The organism is Micromonospora sp. NPDC004336, assembly GCF_053602615.1.
Genome location: NZ_JBSGDY010000005.1, coordinates 44,242 through 69,200, shown reverse-complemented (window position 1 = coordinate 69,200; position 24,959 = coordinate 44,242). Strand labels below are relative to the sequence as shown.

The following is a 24,959-nucleotide window of genomic DNA, read 5'->3' as shown; positions in this document are numbered from 1 at the left end:
GGCGACCGGACCGCCCCCGGGCTCCGGCGGCGGCTGCCCCGATTGGCGGCGGGGGGCGCCGGGGGCGCGTCGCCGTACCCGCGTCAAGGTGCCGGTTGCCGTCGGCGGTGCGAGAGATCCACGTGGTGGTGGCCGCCGGGGTGGCTGTCGGGATCGGTGTGGACGGTCGCGCTGGCCAGCCTGGGCACGGCGTGGGTCAGCCGGTGCTCGGCGTCGGCGGCGATCTCGTGCGCCGCCACGAGGCTCAGGTGCGCGTCCAGGATGAGGTCTGCCTCGGCGTGCAGGCGGTGGCCGATCCAGCGCATCCGGACGGCGGCCACGTCCCGTACGCCCTCCACGGCGCGCAGCGTCGCCTCCGCCTGGTCGACGACGGCCGGGTCGACGGCGTCCATCAGGCGTCGGTAGACCTCCCGCGCGGCGTCCTTGAGCACGAAGGCGATGGCGACCGCGATGGCCAGGCCCACCACGGGATCGGCCCAGCGCCAACCGAGCGCGGCACCGCCGGCCGCGGCGACGACCGCCAGTGAGGTGTAGCCGTCGGCACGGGCGTGCAGGCCGTCCGCGACCAGGGCGGCCGAGCCGATGCGCCGGCCGACGCGGATCCGGTACCGGGCGGCGATTTCGTTGCCGGCGAACCCGACGACGCCGGCCGCGGCGACCCAGGGCACGTGGGTGATCCCGGCGGGAGACAGCAGGCGGGTGAGCGCCGTCCAGGCGGCAGCGCCGGCCGAGGCGGCGATGACCACGACGATGACGATGCCGGCGAGGTCTTCGGCCCGCCCGTAGCCGTAGGTGTACGCGCGGGTCGCCGCCCGACGGCCGAGCAGGAACGCGATCCCGAGGGGCACGGCGGTCAGCGCGTCGGCCACGTTGTGCAGGGTGTCGCCGAGCAGGGCGACCGAGCCGGAGAGCAGGACGATGACCGCCTGGACGGCGGCCGTGACGCCGAGGCCGACCAGCGAGATCCACAACGCTCGCAGCCCCGCGCGGGAGGACTCCAGGGCGGGATCGGTCTTCGCCCGGGAGTCGTGCGAGTGCGGTACGACGGCGTGCCGCAACCGGTGCCCCCAGGCGCCGAGCCGGCCACCGGCGTGCCGACCGCGCTCGTGCTCGTCGTGGCCGTGCTCGTGCTCGTGGTGGTGGCCGTGCTCGTGTTTGTCGTGGCCGTGCTGGTGCCTGTCATGGCCGTGCTCGTAGCCGTGCCGGCGGTCGCGGCATTGCCTGTCGTGGCCGTGCTGGCGGTCGTGGTCGTGGTGGTCGTGCTCGTGGTCGTACACGGCTCCCCCGGTCTTCCCACGCGGCGGCTCCGCGCGCCCCTTGCCGGCGATAATATGTGCTCATGTACGCACGCGACAACGTTGCAGGTGCCGGTGACCTGCAACAACGACTGCCTGGCGAAGCAGAGGTGGCCGCCGCGACCGAGATGCTGCGGATGCTGGCCGACAGCACGCGGCTGCGCCTGATGTGGCTCCTCAGCGACGGGGAGCACGACGTGTCCGCGCTGGTCGCGGCGCTGGGCGCGGCCCGGCCGGCGGTGTCGCAGCACCTGGGCAAGCTGCGGCTGGCGGGACTGGTCAGCGTGCGGCGGGACGGTCGCCGCGCCCTGTACCGCGCCCGGGACGGACACGTGCGCCGGCTGGTGGCCGAGGCGCTGCACGCCGCCTCCCACCGGGTGACGGGGGCGCCCGCACACGACTGAGCGCGGACCCACCGACCGCGTGGTCGCCGACGGCCGATCGGCGTGGCGGTAGGGTCGCGCTCGACCGATCGGCATGGCGGTAGGGTCGCGCCCGACCGATCGGCGTACCGGTAGGGTCGCGCCCGTGACCGGACCTCTGGTGAGAGCGCGAGAGGCGAGCGGGCAGGTCTGGGACGACCCGTCCGAGACGACCCTGCACGACGCCCTGGCGGACATGAACCTGACGTGGCGCTTCCTGATCGTCGAGCGACTCGACCTGGAACCCGCAGGGCAGCACTACATGCAGGTCTATCTCAACGACGACATGAGCCACCAGGTGGAGTACCGCGAGGGTGGCGAGGACAGGCACTTCCAGGCCCACGTACCGGCCCAACCGGACGTGATCGGGGTCGAGCCGGTGGCGAAGATCGTCGCGGACTGGGCTGCGGGCCGCCAGGGCTGGCGGGACGCGCTGCCCTGGGAGCCCTGGCCCTAGAGGCGTGTCGCGTCATGCGCCCGCTCGGGCGGGTCGTCCGTGAGCCGGCACCGTCCAGCCGCGTCGGGACGGCGCGGTCTCATTCACTCCACCCCCGCGGTCGGGTGCGTTCCTACGACGATCTGTGCGGCGATCGTGCGTCTACCCTTCCGGCCAGTCGGCCACGATGATCAGTGGGACCGAGTCCGGTGACCGGTATTCGTCACCAGGAGAGTGCTCGATGTGCAGATGCCGGTGGACCGCCCGGTCATCGGCGGTCTCGGCTTGCTCCACCAGACCGTCGAGCGCGTCCCAGATGATGTCGAGATACTCACGCCCGCCCGAGAAGCGCAACGTGGTTCCGCCCTCCAGGCTGACGAGCAGCGGACCTGCGGTCACCTCTTGACCGACGACCCCGTCGGTGACCGCCACCTCAAAGGGCTCACCATGCTGACGGAGCAGCCGGCTGAGTGCGCGGAGCGCAGCGGGCGGACCGGCAAGCTCCAGCTCGTCGTCGCTGACGGAGAGACGGCAGCGTCGGTGATCGTCCATCGACACATCGTCCTTCACCGCTGTCGTCGGCTGCGCCGCGTACCAGGAAGGGGTGCTGGTCCCGGCGCCTCGTCGAGCCGACGGCGGCGCAATCGATCCGCGCACGGTGCGGCGGGGCCCGATTCCGATTGACAGGATGATCGAGCCGCCTCTACGTTCGCGCCGATGCGCCCTGGAGAGATCGTCGTCACTGTCGAGCAGGTACGCGCCCTGATCGACGAGCAGTTCCCCGAATGGTCGGACCTGCCGCTCGTCCCGCAGCCGTTGAACGGCACCGACAACGCGCTGTTCCGGCTGGGTGATTCGCTGACGGTACGGCTGCCGCGGGCGCAGTGGGCGGTCGACCAGGTGGCGACCGACGCGACCTGGCTGCCGCGGCTGGCGCCGCACCTGCCGGTGCCGGTGCCGGTGCCGGTCGGGGTCGGTCGGCCGGGCGGGGACTATCCGTGGCCGTGGACGGTCGTCCCGTGGCTTGACGGACGCAACCCGGAAGCCGGGCAGGACCTCGTCGACCTCGCCGTCGACCTCGCCGGCTTCGTGCGCGCGATGATCGCGATCGACCCGATGGGCGGGCCGGTCAAGGAGGGGATCCAGCGCGGCGTACCACTGGTTCAGCGGGACGAACTGACCCGCCGGTCGATCGCGGCGCTGGGCGACCGGATCGACGGGCGGGCGGTGACCGCGGCGTGGGACGAGGCGATGACGGTGGGCGAGTGGCCCGGGCCGCCGGTGTGGCTGCACGGCGACCTCCTGGCGGGCAACCTCCTGGTGGACCGGCGCAGGCTCGCCGGGGTGATCGACTTCGGCGGTCTCGGCCGCGGTGATCCGGCGGTCGAGGTGCGGCCGGGCTGGAGCCTGTTCGATGCTCGCGCACGGGCCGCCTACCGGGAGGCGCTCGGGTTCGACGAGGCGACCTGGGTGCGCGGGTGGGCCTGGATGCTGTCGGTCTCGCTCTACTGGCTGGCTGACCTGTGGGACTCGATCAGCGAGGACGACCGCGCGGACACGATCCGCCACATCGACTACATCGTGCGTCACCGCCACGACTGACCTGCGGTGCCCACGCGACCGTCCGTCGTACAACGCCCTTCGCTGCGGTCCGTCACGGCGGAGTGACCACGAGTGGGCCCCGACGTCCCAACGCCCACACCGTGAGCGCAAAGCAGCAGAGCGCCGTTCCCGTGATCGTGACCGCCGTCCAGCCGCCTGCGGACCAGAGCGTGGTCGCGGCGGCGGAGCCGACAGCAGCGCCGATGAAGTTGCCGGTGGCCAGCGCCGTGTTGAGCCGGCTGCGGGCCTCGTGGGAGAGGGCGAACAGCCGCGCCCGGTTGAGGAGGGCCTGCGTCTGGAGGGCGACATCGATCATGACGATCGCGATGATGACAAGTGCGACGGAGCGGCCGGCGAACGCCGCGACGACGAAGGCGCCGAGGGCCATTACCCAGGCCGTGCCAGTGGCCGGAAGCGACCAACCGCGGTCGTGTAGACGGCCGCCGTACAGGCCGGAAAGGACACCCGCGAGGCCGGCCAACCCGAACAACCCGATCACCGCTACCGGGTACCGGAACGGTGGGCCGCTGAGCAGGAACGTCAGCGCCGTCCAGAACAGCGAGAACGTGGCGAACCCTGTGGCGGCCAGTACCAGCGTCCACCGGGCCGTCCGCTCGCGCACGACCACCGCGCCGACCGAGGCGATGAGCTGCGGGTACGGCATGCGCGTCCGCGGTGCCAGTGGCGGAATCGCGCGGTAGAGCAGAAGCGCGAGCAGAACGGCTACGACCGCGGCGAGGGCGAAGATCGTACGCCATCCGGCGGCGCCGGCGACGAACCCGCTGATCGTGCGGGAGGCCAAGATACCGATGAGGGTCCCGGACCCGACGGCGCCGACGATGCGACCGCGGTGGGCGTTGCCGGCCAGATCCCCAGCGAGCGGTGTGAGGACCTGCCCGGAAATCGTCGTTACGCCGAGCACGCCCAGTGCGAGCAGGAGTACGCCGATCGACGGCGCCAGCGCGCACAGGAGCAGTGCGCCGGCCGAGGTCAGCAGCATCACCGGGACGAACCGGCGGCGGTCCAGGACGTCACCGAGCGGCACGAGCAGCAGCACGCCGACGGCGTACCCGACCTGCGTCGCGGTGACGAGCCAGCCGGTCGTCGCGGTCGCGGCGCGCAGATCGCCTGCGATGAAGCCGAGTAGCGGCTGCGCCCAGTACAGGTTGCCGATGGCCACACCCGCCGCCAACGCGAACAGGAACGTCAGCCGACGGCTCATCTCCGACGGCGGCGCCATTCGGGGTGCTGCCACCTCGCCACGCTAAGGCGCGGAATCAAGGCGGGGGGCCAGCGAGGGCCTGAGCGTGGCACGGCCGCGCCCGTCGGAACGTCACATATCTCCCGGCACCCTTCAGCGTGCCCGTACAGGTCGACACGCGGACAACGGAAGTCCCCACCCCACACCGAAACGCAGATCGGTCCAGGTCGAGATCGCCCGGCAGGCGCCCACGAAGCGCAGCGACCGCATGGCGGAGGCAGCCGCCGTACTCGGCCGCGATCTCCTTGAGCACGTCGACCGAGCGAGGAAGCGCCGACCCCGGGCGAGGAGCAGCCGGAGTCGGGGCGGCCGACCGCGAGGCCGGGCAGGGGCGGAGCGGTCATCGGCCCACCCCCACCGAGAGCCGAATGTGGTGGTCCCGGAGAAGATGGTGGACGCTTCCAGGTTCCCTGTTTCGCGTCCCGCGCGCGCCGGAGGATTCCGTGACCTTTGCTCGTCTTGTCGCTACCGTGGCCGCTCCGCTCGACCCCGCGTCGGCGGACGCCCCGCGGGTGCTGCACTGGCCCGGACGCAGGCTGCTGGTGCAGCGTGGGGACACCGAGCTGGCCGTCCGCGACCTGGACGGGGAGGGGGCAGGGGTCCGCTTCCCCGCGCCCTGGCCGCACCGGTACGGCTCGGTGACAATCTCTCCCGCGGGTGACCTCGCCGTGTTCGCCGGCGTCCATGCGTTACGAGCCGTGGATTCGGCCGGCGCCGTACGGTGGGAGATCCGGCACGGATGCTGGTCCGCCGCCGTGTGCACCGAGGCCCATGCCTCGTTCTCCGAGTACGCCGACGACTACCACCACGGCCACGCGGACAGCGGCTCGGTGTCCTTCTCCTCCGACGGCAAGCTCCTGTGGGCCCACGTCCGAAATCGGGCGGGGCGCGACGTCGAGGAGGAATGGCTGATCCTCGACCCCGCCGACGGCACGGTGCTGACCCGGGCCGAGACGATGACCGTAGGCTCGGGCTCCATCCATTTTCCTCATCCGAACCCGGCGTACATGGGGCTGACCGTCCTCGCGGGCGAAGAGGACTCGCCCGTGTTGTGGGGACACTTCGATGGCGCGAAGCTCACCTTCCAGCGGTTCGACGACGAGGTCCTCCTCGCCGTGGACCCGTCCGGGGAGCACTTCCTGACCACGGATCCCGGGCAGTGGTCCCTCTACCTGCACCGGGCCGAGGACGGCACGGAGCTGCGGCGTCTGAACGCCGAGGAAGCCGTGCCGCCTCTCTCGAACGAGGACAACGACCGCGTTTGCTGGGACTACGAGGCGGCGTTCCCGTACGACGACAACGCCGTGGTCGGCACCGAGTACCACGCGCAGGTCCCCCGCCACTGGCTTGTCGACCCACGCACGATGGCCCTACGCGGCCGGATCACCTACCCCGTTCCTGTCTCGGGATCTCCCCGATCGGCAGGACAGGGCACCTGGTACACGGTCTCCAAGGACCAGACCACCATCCACCTGTGGCAGCTGGCCGACCAGGACTGACCCGACGCGGCGCGGCCCCAGCGGGGACTGGCGGGCCTCGTCCGCGCGTGCCCACGGAGACGCTCGCGTTCATCGCTCGTCAGTGCCCTCAACGCCAGCCCCGGAAAGGCCCCCACGGCGGCGCAGCCGGCCCGGCCCGAGGCAGGTCAACTGACCGGGCGTCTCCAGGGCGCCAGGACGTTTCCAGGGCGTCTGGCGTCGCAGGTGCGAAGCTCGCATGTCGTCGGTTGTCACACGGACGGGTCCCAGGCGGCGAGCTGATCGAAGACACGACGGTCGCCTTCGAACCTCAGCGAATCCAGCGGTATGCGGCCGTAGAAGAACAGGACCAGGTCGCTTGCCGTGCCCCGGGCGGAGGCATCGGCCGTTTCGGGATCCTCGCCGGCAGCGGGCGTGAAGCGGGCGACCTGTGCCCCGTCGTGGGAGAGCCGGAGGCGCCAGGAGTGGCCCTGGGTGTCGTGGTAGTCGACGATGGCGGGGTCGTGTGGCCAGGCGACCGTGGTTGCGCAGAGGGTGAACTGGCAGTCGTCGAAACCGTCGAGGGCGACCTCCTCCGGTAGCGGCTGCGGGGCGCCCAGGGTGAGTTGGGCGTCGTAGGTGTACACCGCGATCTCGGGGACCTGTCGCCGCGCCCAGGCACCAGAGGTTTGCGGTGACGGCGAGTCATCCCACCACGTCCAACAACTGCGATCCGGGCCGGCCTCACGCAGCGCGCTCGTCAGTTGCTCGATGGACTCGGTCCACCAGGCCAGCAGTGCCTCGCGTTCCCGAGGCGCACCCATGCCGTCGTCCCAAGCCGACTTCTCCGGGGGCGCGTCTGCCGGCCCTGCGGCGACGATGGCGGCTGATTTGCGGCGGGCCATGCCCGCGTGTTGCACAAGCTCGAAGAGCGTCCGCTCGGGATGGGTCGGAACCTGTGTGTCGAGGCGGGGCGCCGCGGCGACCGCGGCGCGGAAGGCGGTCGACCGTTCGTTGATCAGCCGCAGATGATCAGAGAACGTGAGGATTCGATGCACTCGGCTTTCTACCACTGTGCTCCGACGACCGGACAGCGCATTTCGCAACCGGTCGCGCCGAGCCGGGCACCGCGGCCTTCGCCCGGTAGGGCGCCCGGGCAATCGCGGTGATGCGCTCCGCCGGGTCCGAGCGGCGGAGGCCCGTCGACCAGGTTGGGGCCACACGGTCACCCTCCACGCTGATGCCTGCGTAGCGTCTGAGGGGTGAGCGTGGACCGGGGCCGACTGGCGCCGGCGCTGCGGGCGGGTGACCGGACCTGCGGCACGCACCGGCGGATCCGGCCACGGACCGACGGCCCGGTGCCAACCTGCCCACACTGCGATGCCGCTCTGGCCGCCGCAGAACCCGATCCCCGCGCCCTCGACCTCCTCCAGGCCGGCATCCGCGTCGACCCCTAACAACCAGACCCTGCATCAGCAGGCCATCAGCATCCTCACCGCGCTTGGCGAGCACGACACCAGCACCGAGTTGGCAGCCGCCTACACCCGGCGTCTCACCGCAGCAGGACTCCTACCGACCGACGCCCACGCCCCCCTCGCCATGCGGTGAGGGCGAGTCACTGCAGTGGGCTACGGCTGACCGTGCCGGACATCTTGCTGACGCGGCCCAGGGCGTCGAAGTCGACGCGCAGGGTGGAGCCGTCGCCGCGATGCGCGGTCACCGACTCGGGCGCCGGTTCCAGGCGCCACGACTGCTGGTGCAGGAACGACTCCACGGCGATGCGGTGGTCCACCGGGAAGCCCTGAATGACCTGGCCCAGGACGCTCAGCGCGCGCTCCGGCCGGACCGGCGCGGTGATCTGCGGCGGGGCGTCGTCAAGGTGAAAGAAGACCGCACCGCCGGCGTACGGGCCACGGTAGTAACACCGGCCGGTCAGGCCGGAGGCCAGCAGGGCGAGGCGGTGCCCGTCGGCACGCTGAAGCGGGAACGTGGGCTCGGTGAGCTCGGCAACTCCGTGGCGGTGACCGTACTCGCGGAGCCAGCCGGACAGTCGTAGCAGCGCCGGTGGGAGGTTGCTCGCCTCATTGGCCCATGCCCACAGCCAGCTGCCGTCGTCGTGGCTCTCCGTGCCGAGGAGCTGGACGTGATACCGCAGGTCGTCACCAAACGTCACGGTGCCGCTGGACACGTCGAGTTGCCAGCCACGTTCGCCGATCAGGTCGCTCAGCGCCAGTTGGCGGGCTAGCCCGGTGGCGACATGCTCGGCGAAGAGTCGATCAAACGTCAGCATCGCCGCAGTGTGCCAGACCGCGGAATACCCACGTGCCGACGCATGCGGTGCGGAGCCACACCCCACGCAAGCTCTTCGGATGACCTGCGGTTGTGAGGCCGTGCGCTGGCCCACGAAGTGCGGATGAGCAGGTCGGACAGCGGCAGTTCGTCGCGCCCACCCCGACGCACTGCTCTGGCGCCGAGCGGCACCCGTTGGTCGCCGGAGAGGTGCTCGTTGGCTGGACGCCGTGTCCGTGCCCGCCGCCTGACACACACCCTGGCCATCACAGATGGACCTGCCGACGGTGCTCGTCGACGACCTACCACCCCGAATTTTGTGCGGAATTGCATTAGATGCAACATAGCGCCGGGTGGTGTTTCGAGAAAAATCGCAGGTCAGGCTGGTCTGCGGTGAGCCTTGCGATGCTGCTACCCCCGGCGTGTCCTGCGCGCCTACAGTAGCTGCAAGATTGATGCATCTGATACAACGTCGAGATGCGGCGTGATGACCCTGGCTCAGCGAGCCTCGTGCTGGCGCCCAATGTCGTGCATCTGGATCCGGCGCCGGTGGTGTTCGAGGAGATGTTGCGGGGTTGGGCGGCTCAGCAGCGCAGCCGTTTTCTGGCCGAGGCGACGGTGGCGCAACGGCTGCGGTTGGTGCGGCGGCTGGCGGAGTTCTCGGGGCTGTATCCGTGGCAGTGGACGCCGGCTGAGGGGGAGGCGTTCATTTGCCACCTGCGTGGTGGCGACAGGCCGCTGGCGTTGTCGACGGTCCGCGGCTACGAGGTGGACCTGCGGATGTTCTGTGAGTACCTGCTGGATGCCCGGTACGGCTGGGCCTCGGTGTGCGTCGAGCGGTTCGGCATGGCGCCGCAGCAGGTGTTTCACCAGGACAACTCCGTGGTTCACGTCGAGGAGTACGAGGGCGATCCGGGGCGGCGGCCGTTGACCTACGACGAGTTGCAGGCGCTGTTCGACGCGGCCGACGCCCGAGTCGAGGAGATCAGGTCGCGGGGGGTTAAGGGTGCGCTGGCCGCGTCGCGGGATGCGGCGATGCTGAAGCTGACGTACGCCTTCGGGCTGCGGCGGCGTGAGGTGGCGATGCTCGACCTGGTGGACGTGCGGTCGAATCCGAAGGCGCGGCAGTTCGGCCGGTGCGGGATGGTCATGGTGCGCTTCGGCAAGGCGTCGCGGGGAGGGCCGCCGCGGCGGCGAACGGTGCTGCTGGTGCCGGAGATGGATTGGGTGGTGCCGGTGGTGGAGCACTGGTTGCACGAGGTGCGCCCGGCGCTGGAGCCGGGAAAGCACCCGGCGCTGTGGGTGACGGAACGCCGGGGGCGGGTGGCCACGCGGTCGGTCAACGAGGCGTTCGTCGCGGCGCGGGAGGCGGCCGGGCTGGACCCTGCGCTCAACCCGCACTGCCTGCGGCATTCGTACGTCACCCACCTGATCGAGTTCGACTACCCGGTCAAGTTCGTGCAGGACCAGGTGGGGCACAAGTTCGCCAGCACCACCGCCATCTACACCGGGGTGTCCAACGACTACCGCAACCAGTTGCTCCAACGCGCCATGCGGGAGCGACTCGGAGAGATGTGGGAAACGCAGTGATCAAGAAGATGGGTTACCGGTGGCATCTGCGGCAGTTGATGGCCGCCAAGGAGATGTTCGCCACCACGGACCTGGTGCCCCTGCTGGCCGAACGCGGTGTCACGTTGTCTCGGGAGCAGGTGTTCCGGCTGGTGACGCAGCCTCCGCAGCGGCTGTCGATGGACACTCTCGTCGCCTTGTGCGACATCCTTGAGTGCACGCCGAACGACCTGATCGAGCCTCAGGTGGTGAGCCAGGCGGTTCGCAAGGCCGCGACCGGTGGAGGCAGGGCCGCCACCGGTCGCGGCAAGGTGGCGCCGCTGGCGGCGCCGCGGGCCACGATCCGCCGGCCCAGACACGAGTGAGCCCACGCAGGCGACGCGACCGCAACCGCTACACCGGCGATCCCACCGAAACGGCCCAGGAGCGGCTGCTCGCACACGTCCTCGCGGCGGCCGGCCCGCAGCTGTCCCGCGAGACGGCGCAGACGTTGCTGGAACGCGCGAACGCGTGGACGTTCGTCCCGATGCGCCAACTCGACCAGCACCTGGCCGCCCGACCGGACGCGCTCGTCGCGCCGGACCCGCACGCGCCGAGGGTTCTCCTCCGGCTGATCTACACCCTGGTCGACGCCGGCCTCGGGGACGTGGTCACGCTGCCTCGCTGCGCCGGGTGCGGGCGACCGGTGGACCTTCGACACGGGCGACCGCACCCGGATGGGACCGGCCGATGCTGCCAGCGGTGCATGCTCAAGGCCGAGCAGATCATCTGCGCACGGTGCGGGCGGCCAGGCGACCGCAGCGCGCGCCGCGACGACGGGGTGATCTGCCGGTCCTGCTACCGCACCGACCCCGCCCGTCAGCAGCAGTGCGCCGGCTGCGGCCGGCGGCGCCCGCCCACTCGGCGGACGGCTGACGGCGAACCCCTGTGCCAGGCCTGCGCGCCCCGCCCGATCCACGTCTGCGTGACCTGCGGCCAGTCCGCTCCCGCGCATGCGATCACCGAGTCGGGGCCGGTCTGTCGAAGCTGCTACCGGGCTCCAGAACGCCGCTGCGGAGGCTGCGGCCGCACGCGGCCCATCAAACGCCGCGCCGCTGGCGACGACCCGGATCTCTGCGCCGCGTGCAACGAGTCGCCGGTCTCCGAATGCGGCGCCTGTGGTCGGTGGCGGCACTGCCAGCGCGGATCGGATGGTGTGTTGCGCTGCCCTGGCTGTCGTCCTCGACCGCTGCGCGAGTGCGCCGTCTGCCAGCGTCGCCGCACCACCCAGGCGTACTGGCCGATGGGGCCGGTGTGCTCGACCTGCTACAGCGAAGCCCTGAACAATCCGGGCCCCTGCGCGGCCTGCAAGCAGGTCCGGGTCCTCGTCGGCCGCGACGAGCGGGGAGCAGGCTCATGCGGGCCCTGCGCGATCCGCGCCACCGGACGGGGCGGGACGCGTGCGAGCCTGGACTATCTCTGCGCCTCGTGCGGCGAGGCCGGCGACCTCTACGCCGCGCACCGATGCGCCCGCTGCGTACTCACCGACCGAGTCAGCGACCTCCTTGGCGACGAAGACGGCTCCATCGATCCACAGCTGCTTCCCTTCGCCGACGCGCTGGTCAACGCGGCCATCCCACGGCACGTGCTCACATGGCTTCGGCGCAGCGACTCCGCCCGGCTTCTCGCCGAGTTGGCTTCCACCAGGACGCCGGTCACCCACGACGTCCTGGACCGGCTCCTGCTGTCGAGGAAGGCGCCGGCGGTCGACTACCTTCGCAAACTGCTCGTGGCCACCGGTGTCCTGCCCGAGCGGCTGGAGCCGCTGGCCCGGCTCGAACCATGGCTCGACGCCCAGCTCGCGGACCAGCCAGCGGATCACCAACGCCTTGTTCGCCCCTTCGCCCAGTGGGTTGTCCTGCGCAAGGCCCGCCGCGCCGCGAACCGAGGCCGATATACCGTCAGCTCGGCCAATGCCGACCGCGAGGACATCAGCCAGGCGCTCGTGCTGCTGTCCTGGCTGCGACAGCGCGGCCTGGCGATCGATGACCTCACCCAAGCTCACCTGGACGAGTTCATGGCCGACGGTCGGGCCCATCGACGCCGAGCGGTTCGGGCGTTCACCACCTGGACCGCCGCCCGAAGGATCACCCCGGAACTGGTCATCGCCCGCCGGCGCGACGACACTCCCTCGCGGTTCCTCGCCGAAGACCACCATCTCCACTTGCTCCGGCGATGCCTCACCACCGGCGATTCCACGCCGATCGACGTGAAAGTCGCCGGTAGCCTCATCCTGCTCTACGGCGTCCGGCTGTCGAAGATCCACGCGTTGACCACCGACCGCCTGACCCGAGACGACCAGGGGACCTACCTGACCATCGACTCCGTGCCGGTCCTGCTGCCCCCGAACCTCGCGCAGCTCGTCGACCAGCTCATCGCGGAACCACCACGCAGGTTCGGTCTGCACCCCGCGGTCCAGGTGCCCGCGACCTACCTCTTCCCGGGCAAACCGCCGACTCGCCCCATCGCGGCGGCCAGCCTCGGAGCCCGCCTGCGCCAGCACGGCATCCCGGCCGGCGCCGCCCGTAACACCGCCCTTATCGCCCTCGCGGCCGACCTACCCGGACCAGTCATCGCAGACCTCTTCGGTCTCGCCCGCAAGACCGCCGCCACCTGGAGCAACTACGCACGAGCCGACTGGACGGCCTACCTCAACAGCCGGCCCGAGCCCGAGCCCCCCACGTCCTGATCTTGTTCGGGAACGCGATCCTCGGAGCGTCGCAGCGATGCCGGTGCGCCGATACGATGCGCCGATGCAGGCGCCGCTGTGGCAGCGCACCATCGGCCGGCTCGGGGAGAGCAGCACCATCACGCTGTCCGGGGAACTCGACCTGTCGACCCAGACGTACGCAACGCGCTCACCGGCGAGCTTCAGCGGCCCGGCCTCACCAGCCTGCTCATCGACATGTCAGCGGTCACCTTCATCGACTCCACCGTGACTGCCACGCTCGTCTACGCCTACAACGCCGCACACGATGCGGGTCGCCAGCTCACCAACGCGCCCAGCCGGCGGGTGCAACGAATCCTGGAGCTCATCGGGCTGTCGTACCTGCTCGACCCGGCAGGCCGATAGTCCGCCGGCCGAGCCCACCGGGTCTAGGGAGCCTCCCGGGCGGGTGTTCGGCGCCGCCCGCACCCTTTTTGCGCTTCTGGTCGGTGATGCCGACGGCATCACCCCTCTCTTCGCCCATCATCACCTCCGCGAAATTGTTTTCAGTGGAATTCCCGCCGAGCAAGCGGCGTGAATATGTGTCATGTCGCGAGGTTCACCTTTCGCAAGGCGTAGCACCGTTCGATCCATTGGCCTATTGGAATGGGCAAATTACGTTCTGCACATGCAATGTCGCTGCCTGGTGGTCGTTCGGCTGTCAGGCTCACGGAGGGAGAGCGCGTGCGTATCAGCAAAGTGCTGCTGGCGGGGGCGGTGATCGCGGCCGGTGGGCTGGCGTTCCCGGCCGCCGCGTCGGCCGGAAATCCCGCGTTCTGCGGATCCAACCTGGTCTGCATCTACGATGGCAACAGCTGGGTCGGATTCCTGGGTTCGCGTGGTCCCGGTGGTGGTATCGCGAATGTGAGCGCCTCCGCGAACGATCACATGGACTCGTGGGAGAACCGGACGAGCACGAATGCCGCCTGGTACTACGACCACGACGGTGGAGGTGCGTGCAGGAACATGGCGAAGCTGACCGAGGACGACAACATCAACGTCTTCGACAGTGACGAACTGTCGTCGTGGCGGACCGATCGCGGGTGCTGATCTCGCCGGCCGACGCCGCTGAGACCCTGCTCGCCGTCGAGGGTGTCAGCCGTCGCTTTGTGACCCGTTCGGAGACGGTGTGGGCCGTGCGGGAGGCGGACCTGCGGGCGCGTGCGGGCGAGTTCGTCTGCGTGTTCGGCGCCAGCGGGTCCGGCAAGTCGACGTTGCTGAACCTCGTCGCGGGGCTGGATCAGGCGGATGACGGCCGGATCCTCGTTGAGTCGACCGATGTTGGTCGGCTCAACGAGGACCAGCGGGCGCGGCTGCGTCTGACCAGCGTCGGGGTGGTCTTCCAGGACCACAACCTGATTGAGGAGTTCACGGCGCGGGAGAACGTGGCGCTGCCGCTGGAAGTCACCGGTGTGCCCTATCGGGAAGCCCTCGTACAGGCCGACCAGCAGTTGGCGAGGGTCGGGTTGGAAGGTCTGGGAGGTCGCCTGCCGACCCAGTTGTCCGGCGGGCAGCGGCAACGCGTGGGGATCGCCCGGGCGCTGGTCGGCGACCGGCGAGTGCTGCTCGCCGACGAACCGACCGGGGCGTTGGACTCCACCAACTCGCGGGCGTTGTTCGTGCTGCTGCGGCAGCTGTGCGACCAGGGCACCCTGGCGGTGGTCTGCACCCACGACATGATGTGCCGCGAGTACGCCGACACCGTGTACGAGATGGTCGACGGCCGTGTCGTTCGCCGGGATCTGGCGGCGGAGAGGACAACCTGACGTGCGGATCCGGCTGGTCGCGTCGGTGGCGCGCAGATTCGTGCGTAGCAGGTCGTTGGGACGGTCCACGTTCTTGGTCGCGGTGACGGCCGCACTGCTGGTCGCGGTGTTCGTCACGCTGAACGCGTTCACGCTGTCCCCACGGCAGGTCACCGACCGCGATCTCGGGCGTTTCGATTCGCAGATGGATCTGACCGACGTCACCCGGATCCGGCCGGGTGACGCCCAGGTGGTCCAGCAGTTGGCAGGGGCGGCCCGAGGCGGCGGGGCATCGGAGGCGGTGGTGACGCTGGCCTCGTTCGACGTGCGCCCCGACATGGCCCGGCCGCCGTTCACCCTCTACACCGAGGCCCCCTGGCCGGCTGACCCGTTTCCTCGCCGCTACCAGCTGCGGGAAGGGCGGTGGCCCAGCCAACCCGGCGAGGTTCTGGTGACCGACGCGCTGCGGCGGGTCCTCGGGCCGGTCGAGTCGTTCACCGTGTTCTCTGGCAACGACCGACTGCGCGTCGTCGGCGTCGCCCGGGACCTGTTCGGTGCCACACCGCGCATCCTCGCCGCGAACGGCACCTGGGCGTCGCTGAGCGACGCGACCGCCCGCAACTTCTCCACCGTCCTGGCCACCGCGACAGTGCACTGGAACGGCGGCGACCAGCAGCGGATGATCACGTCGGTGACCGCCGTCGTCGCCGGTGACCTGCCCAAGGCATCACCCGGCGCCGTCGAGAAAGAACTCGCCGCCGCGGTGCGGACCCGGGCACACGAGCTGACGAAACCCCGCCGGTCGTGGACCGACCGGCTCCCGATCGCCTACGACATCCCATCGCTGGCACTACCGCTGCTGACGGTGCTCACCGTCTTCGGCCTCAACGCCCGCCGCTTCCGCCGCAGCATGGCGATCATGACGTCGGTCGGGATGAACAGAACCACCGCCACCGCGGGTGTCGCCGCCGCGACAACGGTGTGGACCCTGGCCGCGGCTGCCGCTGGCATCCTCACCGGCGTTGGCCTCGGCGCCGTCGCCCGGCCGGTGGTAGACCGATTCCTTCCCGGACCGATCTCCCCATGGCCGGACCTGCTCGCACCGGCCGGGCGGCTGCTCGCGGTCACCGCCGTGGCGTGCCTGGTCGCGGCGCTCCTCCTGCACCTGGCCCACCCCCGATCCGTGCCAGCACCAGCGGCCGGGGCCGCGCCGGCCCGACAGGCACCCGAGGACCGTCGTCAGCGCATCAACGGCAGGGCCGTTCGCCGCGTCGCCGCCGTCATCGCGGGCATCGCGATCATCATCCAGATCGGCATGCTCGACACTGTTCCGAAGGCCATGGTGCTGACGGCGACCCTCGCCGCGGCGGTCCTGCTGTTCACCCCCGAAGTGGTCGGCACGGCGATCCGCCTGCTGCCCATCACCGAACCTCGCACCCGCCTGGGCCGCCAGCAGCTGCACAATGACCGCACCCGAGCCGTCGCCGCCGTCGCCGTCCTCACCGCCGCCCTCGGCGCCCCGCTGGGCATGATGACGCTGCTCGCCACCCTGATCACGACCGCGCAGGACGACGTCGTCTCCACCGTCGCGCCACACCAAGTGGTCCTCTCAGGACCCGGTGGGGCCATGCAACCTCCCTCTCCCGAGGTGGTCACCGCCGTCTCGGCCCGGCTCACCTCCGCCGCACCACCCGTGAAGACCGGATACCTGACGACCGACAAGGTGCACGTCACGGTCAAGGACGCCGGCATCGGCGCCGTCCTCATAGTCGACACCCCCGAACAGGCCAGCCGGCTGAACAACCACCCGCTCACCGACCAGCAACTCCAGACACTGCACCGCGGCGGCCTGCTCGTCTGGGATGACGGACCCACCCAGCGGCCGCTACTCACACACGACCTGGCCAGCGACCGGGTGACAGCCACCAGCCCCGCCCTGCCCGCGATCCGCACCACCTTCGAACCAGCATGGACCGCCGGCGTCAGCGGCCTGCTGCTCAGCGCGACCGCCCAGCGTCTCAACCTCACCATCACCCCAGCCGCGGTCGTGTTCACCGACGTCAGCGACGACCAGGCAACCGCCGCCGAGCAAGCCGCCATCGACAACGGACTCGACCCGCTGCAAGTCGGCATCTACCAGCCACCCGAACCCATCAAGGTCCCCCCGGCCTACTACACCGCCGTCCTTGGCCTCGCCGCGATCGTCCTGGCCACGACCATGGCCGTCGCCCGCAGCCAAGTGATCACACTGCGCAGCTACCTCGGCCGGCTCATCGCCATCGGCCTGTCCCCGCGATGGGCCCGGCACGTCCTGCTCATCCAGAACGGCCTCGTCATCCTGGTCAGCACCGCACTCGCCGCGCTCATCGCCGTGCCGCCAGTCATCATCACCGCCGTCAAGCTCCGAGGCTTCACCCTGTCCATCCCGTGGACCTGGCTCCTGATGATCACCGCCGCGTTCTACCTCGCCACCATCACCGCGAGCATCCTGGCCAGCCGACGGCTCGCCAGCAACGACCGCCTCACCGCCTGAGCCCTGATCGTCGGTCAGGGACTCCACCCGCACAGGCACCCACCTGCGGCCGCGATCCGGATCTTGCAGCCCCACGCCGCGCTCATGATCAGGGAATAGCGCAGGAATCGAATAGGTGCACTCCACCAGTGCCCTGGGCAACCGGGCCGCCACCATTTTCTGCTCGCTGCCGTGGGCTCCACCGGGACGGCCATAACGGGCCCCACCACGGGCCGGTCTCGCCGAGAGTCAAGTAACGGTGCGTGAGGGCCAAGACTGCTGGTGCTGGCGCATGGCAGTGCGCGGATCTGCCGAGAAGAGTGCATGCCTCGGGTGTGCGGATCGTCCTGTCGGTCTGCGGTAATCCGTGCGACCTTGATGGTGAAGATGGGTCGCGCCGGGCGGTCCGAGGCGGCCCTGGCCTAGGTGTCCTGCGGACGCGATTCGGCGGTGGCGCGGTGGTAGCGGCCGGCGAGCGCACGCACGAGTTCGACGAGTTCCGCGGGTTCCGTCACGGTGAAGTCGACGCCGAGCAGGCCGAGGTGGACGGCGAGCGCCTCGATGCTGTCCGCGCCGGTGTCCAGCAGACAGTGGGTGTCGTCGACCGGGGTGACGGTGCCGATGGCGGCGTTGATTTGCTCGATGAGCTGTTCGGCCGGTGCGTGTACGACGACCTGGGCCCGGTACCGCCAGGCGGCCGACGACACGCCCCGGCGTACCTGGTCGACGGCTTCCTCGGGAAGATCTCGGGGGGTGAATCTGGGACCTGTTGGGGTGCGTGGGTGGAGCCGGTCCACCCGGAACGTCCGCCAGTCAGCCCGCTCGACGTCGAACCCGACGAGGTACCACCGTCGTCCCCAGTTGACCAGCCGGTACGGTTCCACCTCGCGCCGACTCTCGGAGCCGTCGTGGCTTCGGTAGTCGAATCGCAGGCGCTCGTGGTCCCGGCAGGCGGCGGCGAGGGCGCTCAGCGTGTCGGCGTCCACCCGCGGGCCCAGGTCGTCCCGGGGCACCGCTACGGCGTACTGCTTGAGGGCGTCGACGCGACGCCGGAGGCGGGCTGGCAGCACCTGCTCCAGCTTGGCCAGTGCGCGCAGCGAGGTTTCCTCGACCCCGGTGATGGTGCCCCCGGCGGCGGTGCGGAGCCCGATCGCCACCGCGACCGCCTCCTCGTCGTCGAGCAACAGGGGCGGCAATGCGGCGCCGGCGCCGAGTCGGTAGCCGCCTACCGCGCCTCGGGTGCCGTGCACCGGGTAGCCGAGGTTTCGCAGGCGGTCCACGTCGTTGCGGACGGTGCGGGTGCTGACCGTCAGCCGCTCGGCCAGTTCGGCGCCGGTCCACTCGCGGGGCGTCTGGAGTAGCGAGAGCAGGCGCAGCAGCCGCGCCGAGGTTTCCAACATTCTTCGGAGTCTGCCAGTTCATTAGGAACGGACCTTGCCTAAACGGATCGTACGCTGATGACCATGACGAACGACAGCACGATCGCCCCGTTCCGGATCGACATCCCCCAGTCCGAGCTCGACGATCTCCAGCAGCGGCTGGCCCGGACCCGATGGGCGGAGGAACTGCCCGCGGACGAGTCGGCGCCGGCCGGCCCGGTGCCGCCCGGTTGGGAGTACGGCGTACCGGTGGGCTACGTCAAGCAGCTGGTCGAGCGGTGGCGCACCGGGTACGACTGGCGGGCCTGGGAAACAAAGTTGAATGCGTACCCGCAGTTCACGACGGAGATCGACGGCCAGAACGTCCACTTCCTGCACGTGCGGTCGCCGGAGCCGGACGCGACGCCGCTGATCCTGACCCACGGCTGGCCGACCACGGTGGTCGAGTGGCTGGACGTGATCGGCCCGCTCACCGACCCGCGGGCCCACGGCGGCGACCCGGCGGACGCGTTCCACCTCGTCATTCCGTCGGTGCCGGGCTTCGGCTTCTCCGGGCCGACCCGGGAGCGTGGCTGGGACCGGTACCGGGTGGCCCGGGCCTGGGCCGAGCTGATGCGCCGGCTCGGGTACGACCGGTACGGCGCGGTCGGCAACGACGGCGGGTCGCTGATCTCGCCCGAGGTGGGCCGGGTCGACCCCGAGCACGTCTGCGGCGTGCACGTGACGCAGGTCTTCTCGTTCCCGTCGGGCGACCCCGCCGAGCTGGCCGGCCTCTCCGAGGAGGAGCGCGGCAAGCTCGCGTTCGCCGAGTGGTTCACCACCAACCGGGGCGCCTACGACAAGCTCCAGTCCACCGAGCCGCAGAACCTGGCGCACGCCCTGGCCGACTCCCCGGCCGGTCTGCTCGGTTGGCACGCGCAGCTGCTCGGCGCGTCGCTCGACCCGGACTTCGTGCTCACCAACGTGATGATCTACTGGCTGACCAACACGGCCGCCTCAGCCGCCCGGTTCTACTACGAGGACGCGGCGGCGGCCCCCGTACAGCAGAAGTCGAACGGCCGGGGCACCACCGTGCCGAAACCGACCACCGTGCCCCTCGGCCTGGCCAACTTCGCCTGGGACTACCAGTCCATCCGGACGTTCGCCGACCGCGACCACGAAAACATCGTCTCCTGGAACGTCTACGACCGGGGCAGCCACTTCGCCGCCCACGACGCGCCCGATCTGCTCGTCCACGACATCCAGCAGTTCTTCCGCAAGGTTCGCTGATCCGCCGCCGGTTGTCGGCGGACCCCATCAGACCCCCCAGTCTTCACACGAAGGGAAACCCTCATGTATCTCGTCATCGGTGCCACGGCTCACTTTGGACGTCAGACCGTAGAGGAGCTGGTCGCCGCGGGCGCCCCGGTGCGGGCGCTGACCCGTACCCCGGAACAGGCCGGGCTCCCGGCGGAAGTCGACGTCGTCCAGGGCGATCTGACCAAGCCCGAGACGCTGCCGGCGGCGCTGGCCGGCGTCGAAGCCGCCTTCCTGGTTCTGCAGTACGGGATGGATGTCGCTCCGCTGCTGGCGGCCGCGGGCCAGGCCGGGGTGCGGCGGCTGGTGTTCCTGTCCTCGGGGGCGGTCGTCCCGGGCGCCGAGCGGCAGCCCGACGTGATCGCCCAGTACCACCGCGATGTCGAGCGGGCCATCGAGGCGTCCGGGATCGAGTGGACGTTCCTGCGGCTGCTCTTCCCCGCCATCAACTCGTTGACGTTCGCGATGCAGCTCCAGGGCGGTGACGTCATCCGCGCGCCGTACACCGAAGCCGCGTTCAGCGCCGTGCACGAGCGGGACGTCGCCGAGGTGGCCGCGCGGATCCTGACCGGCGGCGGGCACGCGGGGCGGGCCTACGATTTGACCGGCCCCGAGTCGCTGACCCAGGCGCAGCAGGTCCGCGTCCTCGGCGAGACGTTGGGGCGCCCGCTCACCGTCGAGGACCTCGACCCGGAGCCCGTGCTGGAGCAGATGAGCCAGTTCATGGACCCCGAGTTCCTGGCGGCGCTGTTCGCTCTCATGGCGCAGGCGATCGGCAAGCCCGCGCCGGTCAACGACGTCATCGAGCAGATCACCGGGCACCCCGCGCGCACCTACGCCGAGTGGGCCGCGGATCACCGGGCCGACTTCGGCGGCTGATCAACGAGGCAGGGGCGGCATCCGCCGCCCCTGCCGTGTGGACGGGAAGGACGGCACGGTGGCACAGGTGCTGGGGCGACGGGAGTTGGGGCGAGCCCTGCTGGCCCGTCAGTGGCTGCTGGAACGGGCCGACGCGACCGTCGAGGAGGCGGTCACCCGGCTGGTCGGCATGCAGGCGCAGGCACCGTACGCGCCCTACTTCGGGCTCTGGAGCAGATTGCGGAAGTTCGGCACCGCCGACCTGGCCGACGCGCTGACCGAGCGCCGCCTGGTGCGGGTCGCGCTGATGCGCAGCACCGTCCACCTGGTCACCACGGCGGACTACCGCTCGTTGCGGCCATGGGCGCAGCCCGCGCTCGACCGTGAGCTGGACACCGCATTCAAGACGACCCTCACCGGTCTGGACCGTGCGACCGTGGCGGAGTCCGGCCGGGCGCTGCTCGGCACACGACACCTCACCCCCAAGGAGCTCGGGGCGGCGCTGCACCAGCGATGGCCCGATCGCGAGCCCCGCGCGCTCGCCACCGTAGTGCGGAACCTGGTGCCGCTGGTCCAGGTGCCGCCACGCGCCATCTGGGGCGTCGGCGGCACCACCCGGTACGCGACGGCGGCCGGCTGGACCGGAGCCGAGCCCGCCCCCGCCGCCGACTCTGAACAGATCGTGCTGCGCTACCTCGCCGCGTTCGGCCCGGCCTCGGTCACCGACGTGCAGACGTGGGCCGGCCGAACCCGGCTGCGTCCCGTCCTGGAGAGGCTGCGGCCGCGGCTGGCGGTCTTCCGTGACGAGCACGGGGTGGAGCTGTTCGACCTGCCTGATGCGCCACGCCCCGACGCCGACGCCTGCGCTCCGGTTCGCTTCCTGCCCGAATACGACAACCTCCTGGCCTCCCACACCGACCGCACCCGCGTGATCTCAGAGGAGGCCCGCAAACGGGTCATGACGCGCAACGGGATGCGCGCCACCTTCCTGGTGGATGGGCAGGTGACGGGCGCCTGGAAGCTCCATCCGGGCAAGGCGTCAGCGACTTTGGAGATCGACCCGTTCCGGCCGCTGACCGCCACCGAGCGTGCCGAGGTCGAGGCCGAAGGCGCCCGACTGCTGGAGTTCGCCGCGCCCGGCGCCGCCCACGACCTCCGCGACGGCACGGCCCCGTCCGTCGGCTCCGAGGACAAGGTGACCGGCGAGGAAACCGATCAGCACTGATCAAGCCGTGCTCATGCGCGCCTTCCAGGTACCCGCTCAGGGCGCCGCCAGTGCGTCTGGCGAACTTCAGAGAGCCTCGACGATGGCCGCTCAGCTACAACTGCACGATCGCAACGCCACTATTTGGCCGCCGGACCTAAGAGGTCCGAGGACACGAGGAAGGCGGCCGTTCCGTCCTCAGCAGCTACGCCGTCGGGCTCCGTCGACACCAGGACCAGCGATACCGGCGAGGCATCGGACTCATCCCGGAACTCCTTGACGATGCACCGCACCACAGCCGGCCTCGGCAACAGTGATTCGGGATCAAGGTCGACACCGAAGATCGGCGCCTTGTCGACGAGCGACCATGCGCGGCCCTGCGCATCGGTGAACACGACCCGGACCACGGCCGGGAAGAAGGCCCGGTCCACCCACTCGACCGCTTCGCAGGAAAGATCAACGTGGTCACCAGGTCGGAGGGCGTGTCGGTCCATCTGCTCGCATCCTGCCTGTCGAAGTATCCCGGGTGCGGCGCGTTCGGTCTCTACGATGCCGCGAACAGATCATCAATGGCGCGTCGGGTGCGTTCCTCGCTGGCCGGCATCGGATGCGTGTAGACCCGGAGCGTGAACCCGGAGTCGGCGTGCCCGAGGCAACGACGCAAGGGCCTTGCTGCTCTCCCCCGCGTCAAGCAGCGACGAGGCATGTGGCCCGGCTTGATCGAGGCCAGTTGCCGAGAGCCGAAGAACGGCAGCAGGTGCTTCCGGACCCGGAACTCCGTGCTCTCCCGGGTCGACTCGTGAGCGCGTGCGGAGCCAGGTTCCGGCGTACTCGGCGAAGGTCATCCGGCCGGCGAGCGGTTCGACGTAGGAGCCACGGAGCTTGTCCGTCTCGGTCGAGACAAGAAACGCCTCAGCATCACGCTTGGCCCGGTCTGGGAAGGACTTCTTGCGTTCCCTGCCGTCTGGCCCGATGTAGCGCACGCGGTAGCGCAGCCCCTTGCCGAACAGTTCCGTCTTGACTCGCTCCGGCCGACCGTTCGGATGGGTCAGGCGCCCAATGGCCTTCCCGCCTTACCCTGACGCGCATGACCGACAGCGTCGAGGCTAGTCAATCTGCGAGCACCGGCAGTTGGGTCCTCACCGCGAACGTCCGCCCACTGGTCGAGTCACTGGCAGCCCTGATCGATTACGAGGCCGACAACTGGGACTGGGACGCCATCGACGCAGGGCTGCGCGGGACCGACGCCGAAGACCCACACGGGTGGTACGACTATCCACTCGTCGGGACCACCACGCTCCGTCTAGAGCTGGCGAACGACCCCGGTTCCATCGTCACGATGGTTCAGGTCCACGACGCGCCCAACCAGCTATTGGCAGCCCGCATCGAAACCATCATGTCGATGCTTGCCCGCTATCAGGTCATCGCTTAGCGCCCGCCGATTTCCAGGCCGCTACACCGCCAAGATCAGGGCATCTCCAGGGCGTCAGGGCGTCCCTAGGGCGTCAAACGCCGGCCAATGTTGACCAGAACGACCGTCGACACCCGAACATAGAACCAGCTCAGAGCCATGATCAGGCCTCTGAGCTGGTGGGCGACGGACGAGTCGACCTGTACGCCGGATTATGGCTGCGACACCCCTGCTGACCATGGACGGAGCCTGGCGACAACCGCTGTAGGCCGTCGCCAGGCCGTCGCAGTCACTTGTCTTCTGCACCCGGCCGCCGGGGAAACTCTGGGGTCGTACGCCGAGTAGGGCAAAAGAGCCGGGTGCGAAGCCCTCAACCATCTGGTCAGAAGACGACTTCGGGCGGGCGGCGCACATCCGGCGCAGCTTTGCCGAAAGCCCGAAGAATGACACCGGCCCGCTCGGCATGACCCGCAAATAGTGCATGGCCGTGCGGCACCAGGCTCGCTCTCGCACGCCAATTGTCAAGGTCTTCGGCCCCTATCCCTCGACGAACCAATCTGCTGGGCCGAGGGGGAATATCGTGCGATATCAGGTGACTCCGAACCCTGGCAGGCTCCTGCCGCGAGTAGAACCGCGAGAGGCCATTCCATCCGTTGAAATGAATCTGCAATAGCCTGAACCCACCTGAGCGCATCAAGCGCATATCTTTGGTGGGCTCAGCTGCGCACCACTCTAGCAGATTCTCATTGTAGTGAGGAACGAAATATGAAATTAAGGCATGCTCGGCAAGGTCAATGGTGGGCGCTAGAATTCTACTGGTTTCGCGATCAATGTAGACGCCATAGTAACCGCCCAGCATATCGGGGCCATCATCGAGATCATTGATATGATCATCTGACCCCATCTGTATATACTCGACCTCCAGCGGAGTAAGGAATATGTCCCACCCCTCAGCTAGGTGGTCTTCGTATATCCTTTGCAGCTTCACGTGCTTCTGCGTCCGCTCCCAGACATTGCTTGAGCCTTCCCGGCCGTACGCCTTGCCGACGTATACCACCTCCTGCCCGGCGATGTGCTCTGCCGCATTCGAGTGGAAACTGGCGAGGGCCCATGCGTCACCGTGTATCACTTGATCTGCAACCCGCAGCGAAAAGTAGCTCCCATCGGCATGCACACGGAAGTCCTGGATGGGGTCACCTCCCGGCGGCGGATAAAGAACGATTTTCTCCCGCCACACCGACTCCGAACCCTCACGACGACCATAAGCCATCACTTTGGCACCATAAGGTTTCCAAGCGGCGGTCGCAGGATCTAGGCGCACCCGAGGGCGACGCGAGATCAAGTATAGGTGAGAATTTCGGAGGGCAATGGCCAGGTCCTGTGAATCGAACCTGCGCTGATAAATATGAACTGGCTGCACACCAACGGTTAGAGATCCGGCCACGTCCACCACTGTAAATGACAGTATTTGTCGTAG

General features: G+C 69.6%; 25 protein-coding genes. 16 read left to right on the top strand and 9 right to left on the bottom strand.

Annotated elements, in window-relative coordinates; all coding sequences use genetic code 11:
- Positions 1-83: 83 nt before the first annotated feature.
- Positions 84-1,277: a cation diffusion facilitator family transporter gene (locus tag ACWENR_RS02470; RefSeq protein ID WP_452275284.1), complete on the bottom strand. Its 1,194-nt coding sequence runs from the start codon at positions 1,275-1,277 to the stop codon at positions 84-86.
- 62 nt (positions 1,278-1,339) lie between these two features.
- On the opposite strand from ACWENR_RS02470, the gene ACWENR_RS02465 reads away from it, so the two are divergent.
- Together ACWENR_RS02465 and ACWENR_RS02460 are read left to right on the top strand one after the other, a co-directional pair.
- Positions 1,340-1,699, top strand: a complete 360-nt coding sequence (locus ACWENR_RS02465; RefSeq protein ID WP_452275283.1) for an ArsR/SmtB family transcription factor — start codon at positions 1,340-1,342, stop codon at positions 1,697-1,699.
- 124 nt (positions 1,700-1,823) lie between these two features.
- On the top strand, positions 1,824-2,174 hold the full coding sequence (locus tag ACWENR_RS02460) for a hypothetical protein (RefSeq protein ID WP_452275282.1): 351 nt from the start codon (positions 1,824-1,826) through the stop codon (positions 2,172-2,174).
- A gap of 141 nt (positions 2,175-2,315) precedes the next feature.
- On the opposite strand, the gene ACWENR_RS02455 is transcribed toward ACWENR_RS02460, so the two are convergent.
- A complete protein-coding gene (locus ACWENR_RS02455; protein WP_452275281.1) occupies positions 2,316-2,705 on the bottom strand; it encodes an Imm32 family immunity protein in 390 nt (129 codons plus the stop codon).
- 165 nt (positions 2,706-2,870) lie between these two features.
- Here ACWENR_RS02455 and ACWENR_RS02450 point away from each other — a divergent pair, with 165 nt between their 5' ends.
- Positions 2,871-3,755 (top strand): aminoglycoside phosphotransferase family protein, encoded by an 885-nt coding sequence (locus tag ACWENR_RS02450; RefSeq protein WP_452275280.1) that lies wholly within the window; start codon positions 2,871-2,873, stop codon positions 3,753-3,755.
- Positions 3,756-3,807: 52 nt separating this feature from the next.
- On the opposite strand, the gene ACWENR_RS02445 is transcribed toward ACWENR_RS02450, so the two are convergent.
- On the bottom strand, positions 3,808-5,010 hold the full coding sequence (locus ACWENR_RS02445; protein ID WP_452275279.1) for an MFS transporter: 1,203 nt from the start codon (positions 5,008-5,010) through the stop codon (positions 3,808-3,810).
- A gap of 476 nt (positions 5,011-5,486) precedes the next feature.
- Between ACWENR_RS02445 and ACWENR_RS02440 the strand changes: the two genes are divergently transcribed.
- The gene (locus ACWENR_RS02440; RefSeq protein ID WP_452275278.1) at positions 5,487-6,515 is read left to right on the top strand and encodes a hypothetical protein; all 1,029 of its coding nucleotides are present in this window, start codon (positions 5,487-5,489) and stop codon (positions 6,513-6,515) included.
- Between the two features lie 230 nt (positions 6,516-6,745).
- Here ACWENR_RS02440 and ACWENR_RS02435 read toward each other — a convergent pair whose 3' ends face one another.
- Positions 6,746-7,531: a maleylpyruvate isomerase N-terminal domain-containing protein gene (locus ACWENR_RS02435; protein WP_452275277.1), complete on the bottom strand. Its 786-nt coding sequence runs from the start codon at positions 7,529-7,531 to the stop codon at positions 6,746-6,748.
- A 557-nt stretch (positions 7,532-8,088) separates the two neighbouring features.
- A complete protein-coding gene (locus ACWENR_RS02430; RefSeq protein WP_452275276.1) occupies positions 8,089-8,763 on the bottom strand; it encodes a DUF6882 domain-containing protein in 675 nt (224 codons plus the stop codon).
- 476 nt (positions 8,764-9,239) lie between these two features.
- Here ACWENR_RS02430 and ACWENR_RS02425 point away from each other — a divergent pair, with 476 nt between their 5' ends.
- The 8 genes from ACWENR_RS02425 (at position 9,240) to ACWENR_RS02390 (ending at position 17,355) form a co-directional block, all read left to right on the top strand.
- Positions 9,240-10,352: a tyrosine-type recombinase/integrase gene (locus tag ACWENR_RS02425; RefSeq protein WP_452275275.1), complete on the top strand. Its 1,113-nt coding sequence runs from the start codon at positions 9,240-9,242 to the stop codon at positions 10,350-10,352.
- Positions 10,349-10,696 (top strand): helix-turn-helix domain-containing protein, encoded by a 348-nt coding sequence (locus tag ACWENR_RS02420; protein WP_452275274.1) that lies wholly within the window; start codon positions 10,349-10,351, stop codon positions 10,694-10,696. Before ACWENR_RS02425 ends, ACWENR_RS02420 begins: the two co-directional genes overlap by 4 nt.
- Positions 10,693-13,059, top strand: a complete 2,367-nt coding sequence (locus tag ACWENR_RS02415) for a hypothetical protein (RefSeq protein ID WP_452275273.1) — start codon at positions 10,693-10,695, stop codon at positions 13,057-13,059. The genes ACWENR_RS02420 and ACWENR_RS02415 overlap by 4 nt, the downstream gene beginning before the upstream one ends.
- A gap of 78 nt (positions 13,060-13,137) precedes the next feature.
- A complete protein-coding gene (locus ACWENR_RS02410; RefSeq protein ID WP_452275272.1) occupies positions 13,138-13,443 on the top strand; it encodes an STAS domain-containing protein in 306 nt (101 codons plus the stop codon).
- A 43-nt stretch (positions 13,444-13,486) separates the two neighbouring features.
- Positions 13,487-13,615 carry a hypothetical protein gene (locus ACWENR_RS02405; RefSeq protein WP_452275271.1) on the top strand — a complete coding sequence of 43 codons (129 nt, stop codon included), beginning with the start codon at positions 13,487-13,489 and terminating at the stop codon, positions 13,613-13,615.
- Positions 13,616-13,761: 146 nt separating this feature from the next.
- Entirely contained in the window at positions 13,762-14,127 is a 366-nt protein-coding gene (locus ACWENR_RS02400) for a peptidase inhibitor family I36 protein (RefSeq protein ID WP_452275270.1), read from the top strand.
- The gene (locus ACWENR_RS02395) at positions 14,121-14,843 is read left to right on the top strand and encodes an ABC transporter ATP-binding protein (protein WP_452275269.1); all 723 of its coding nucleotides are present in this window, start codon (positions 14,121-14,123) and stop codon (positions 14,841-14,843) included. Before ACWENR_RS02400 ends, ACWENR_RS02395 begins: the two co-directional genes overlap by 7 nt.
- 82 nt (positions 14,844-14,925) lie before the next feature.
- Positions 14,926-17,355 carry a hypothetical protein gene (locus tag ACWENR_RS02390; protein WP_452275268.1) on the top strand — a complete coding sequence of 810 codons (2,430 nt, stop codon included), beginning with the start codon at positions 14,926-14,928 and terminating at the stop codon, positions 17,353-17,355.
- Positions 17,356-17,756: 401 nt separating this feature from the next.
- Here the strand turns inward: ACWENR_RS02390 and ACWENR_RS02385 are convergent, their stop codons facing one another.
- Entirely contained in the window at positions 17,757-18,734 is a 978-nt protein-coding gene (locus tag ACWENR_RS02385) for a helix-turn-helix transcriptional regulator (RefSeq protein ID WP_452275267.1), read from the bottom strand.
- A 63-nt stretch (positions 18,735-18,797) separates the two neighbouring features.
- Here ACWENR_RS02385 and ACWENR_RS02380 point away from each other — a divergent pair, with 63 nt between their 5' ends.
- The 3 genes from ACWENR_RS02380 (at position 18,798) to ACWENR_RS02370 (ending at position 22,092) form a co-directional block, all read left to right on the top strand.
- On the top strand, positions 18,798-19,982 hold the full coding sequence (locus ACWENR_RS02380; protein ID WP_452275266.1) for an epoxide hydrolase family protein: 1,185 nt from the start codon (positions 18,798-18,800) through the stop codon (positions 19,980-19,982).
- A 63-nt stretch (positions 19,983-20,045) separates the two neighbouring features.
- The gene (locus ACWENR_RS02375) at positions 20,046-20,888 is read left to right on the top strand and encodes an NAD(P)H-binding protein (protein WP_452275265.1); all 843 of its coding nucleotides are present in this window, start codon (positions 20,046-20,048) and stop codon (positions 20,886-20,888) included.
- A gap of 58 nt (positions 20,889-20,946) precedes the next feature.
- On the top strand, positions 20,947-22,092 hold the full coding sequence (locus ACWENR_RS02370) for a winged helix DNA-binding domain-containing protein (RefSeq protein WP_452275264.1): 1,146 nt from the start codon (positions 20,947-20,949) through the stop codon (positions 22,090-22,092).
- 119 nt (positions 22,093-22,211) lie between these two features.
- Here ACWENR_RS02370 and ACWENR_RS02365 read toward each other — a convergent pair whose 3' ends face one another.
- Both ACWENR_RS02365 and ACWENR_RS02360 read right to left on the bottom strand, forming a co-directional pair.
- Positions 22,212-22,565, bottom strand: coding sequence for a hypothetical protein (locus tag ACWENR_RS02365; protein ID WP_452275263.1), 354 nt, complete (start codon positions 22,563-22,565; stop codon positions 22,212-22,214).
- A 50-nt stretch (positions 22,566-22,615) separates the two neighbouring features.
- Complete coding sequence (locus tag ACWENR_RS02360; protein ID WP_452275311.1) at positions 22,616-22,828, bottom strand: hypothetical protein; 213 nt, start codon at positions 22,826-22,828, stop codon at positions 22,616-22,618.
- 330 nt (positions 22,829-23,158) lie between these two features.
- On the opposite strand from ACWENR_RS02360, the gene ACWENR_RS02355 reads away from it, so the two are divergent.
- On the top strand, positions 23,159-23,503 hold the full coding sequence (locus ACWENR_RS02355; RefSeq protein ID WP_452275262.1) for a hypothetical protein: 345 nt from the start codon (positions 23,159-23,161) through the stop codon (positions 23,501-23,503).
- Positions 23,504-23,864: 361 nt separating this feature from the next.
- Here ACWENR_RS02355 and ACWENR_RS02350 read toward each other — a convergent pair whose 3' ends face one another.
- Entirely contained in the window at positions 23,865-24,935 is a 1,071-nt protein-coding gene (locus tag ACWENR_RS02350) for a hypothetical protein (RefSeq protein ID WP_452275261.1), read from the bottom strand.
- Positions 24,936-24,959 lie beyond the last annotated feature (24 nt).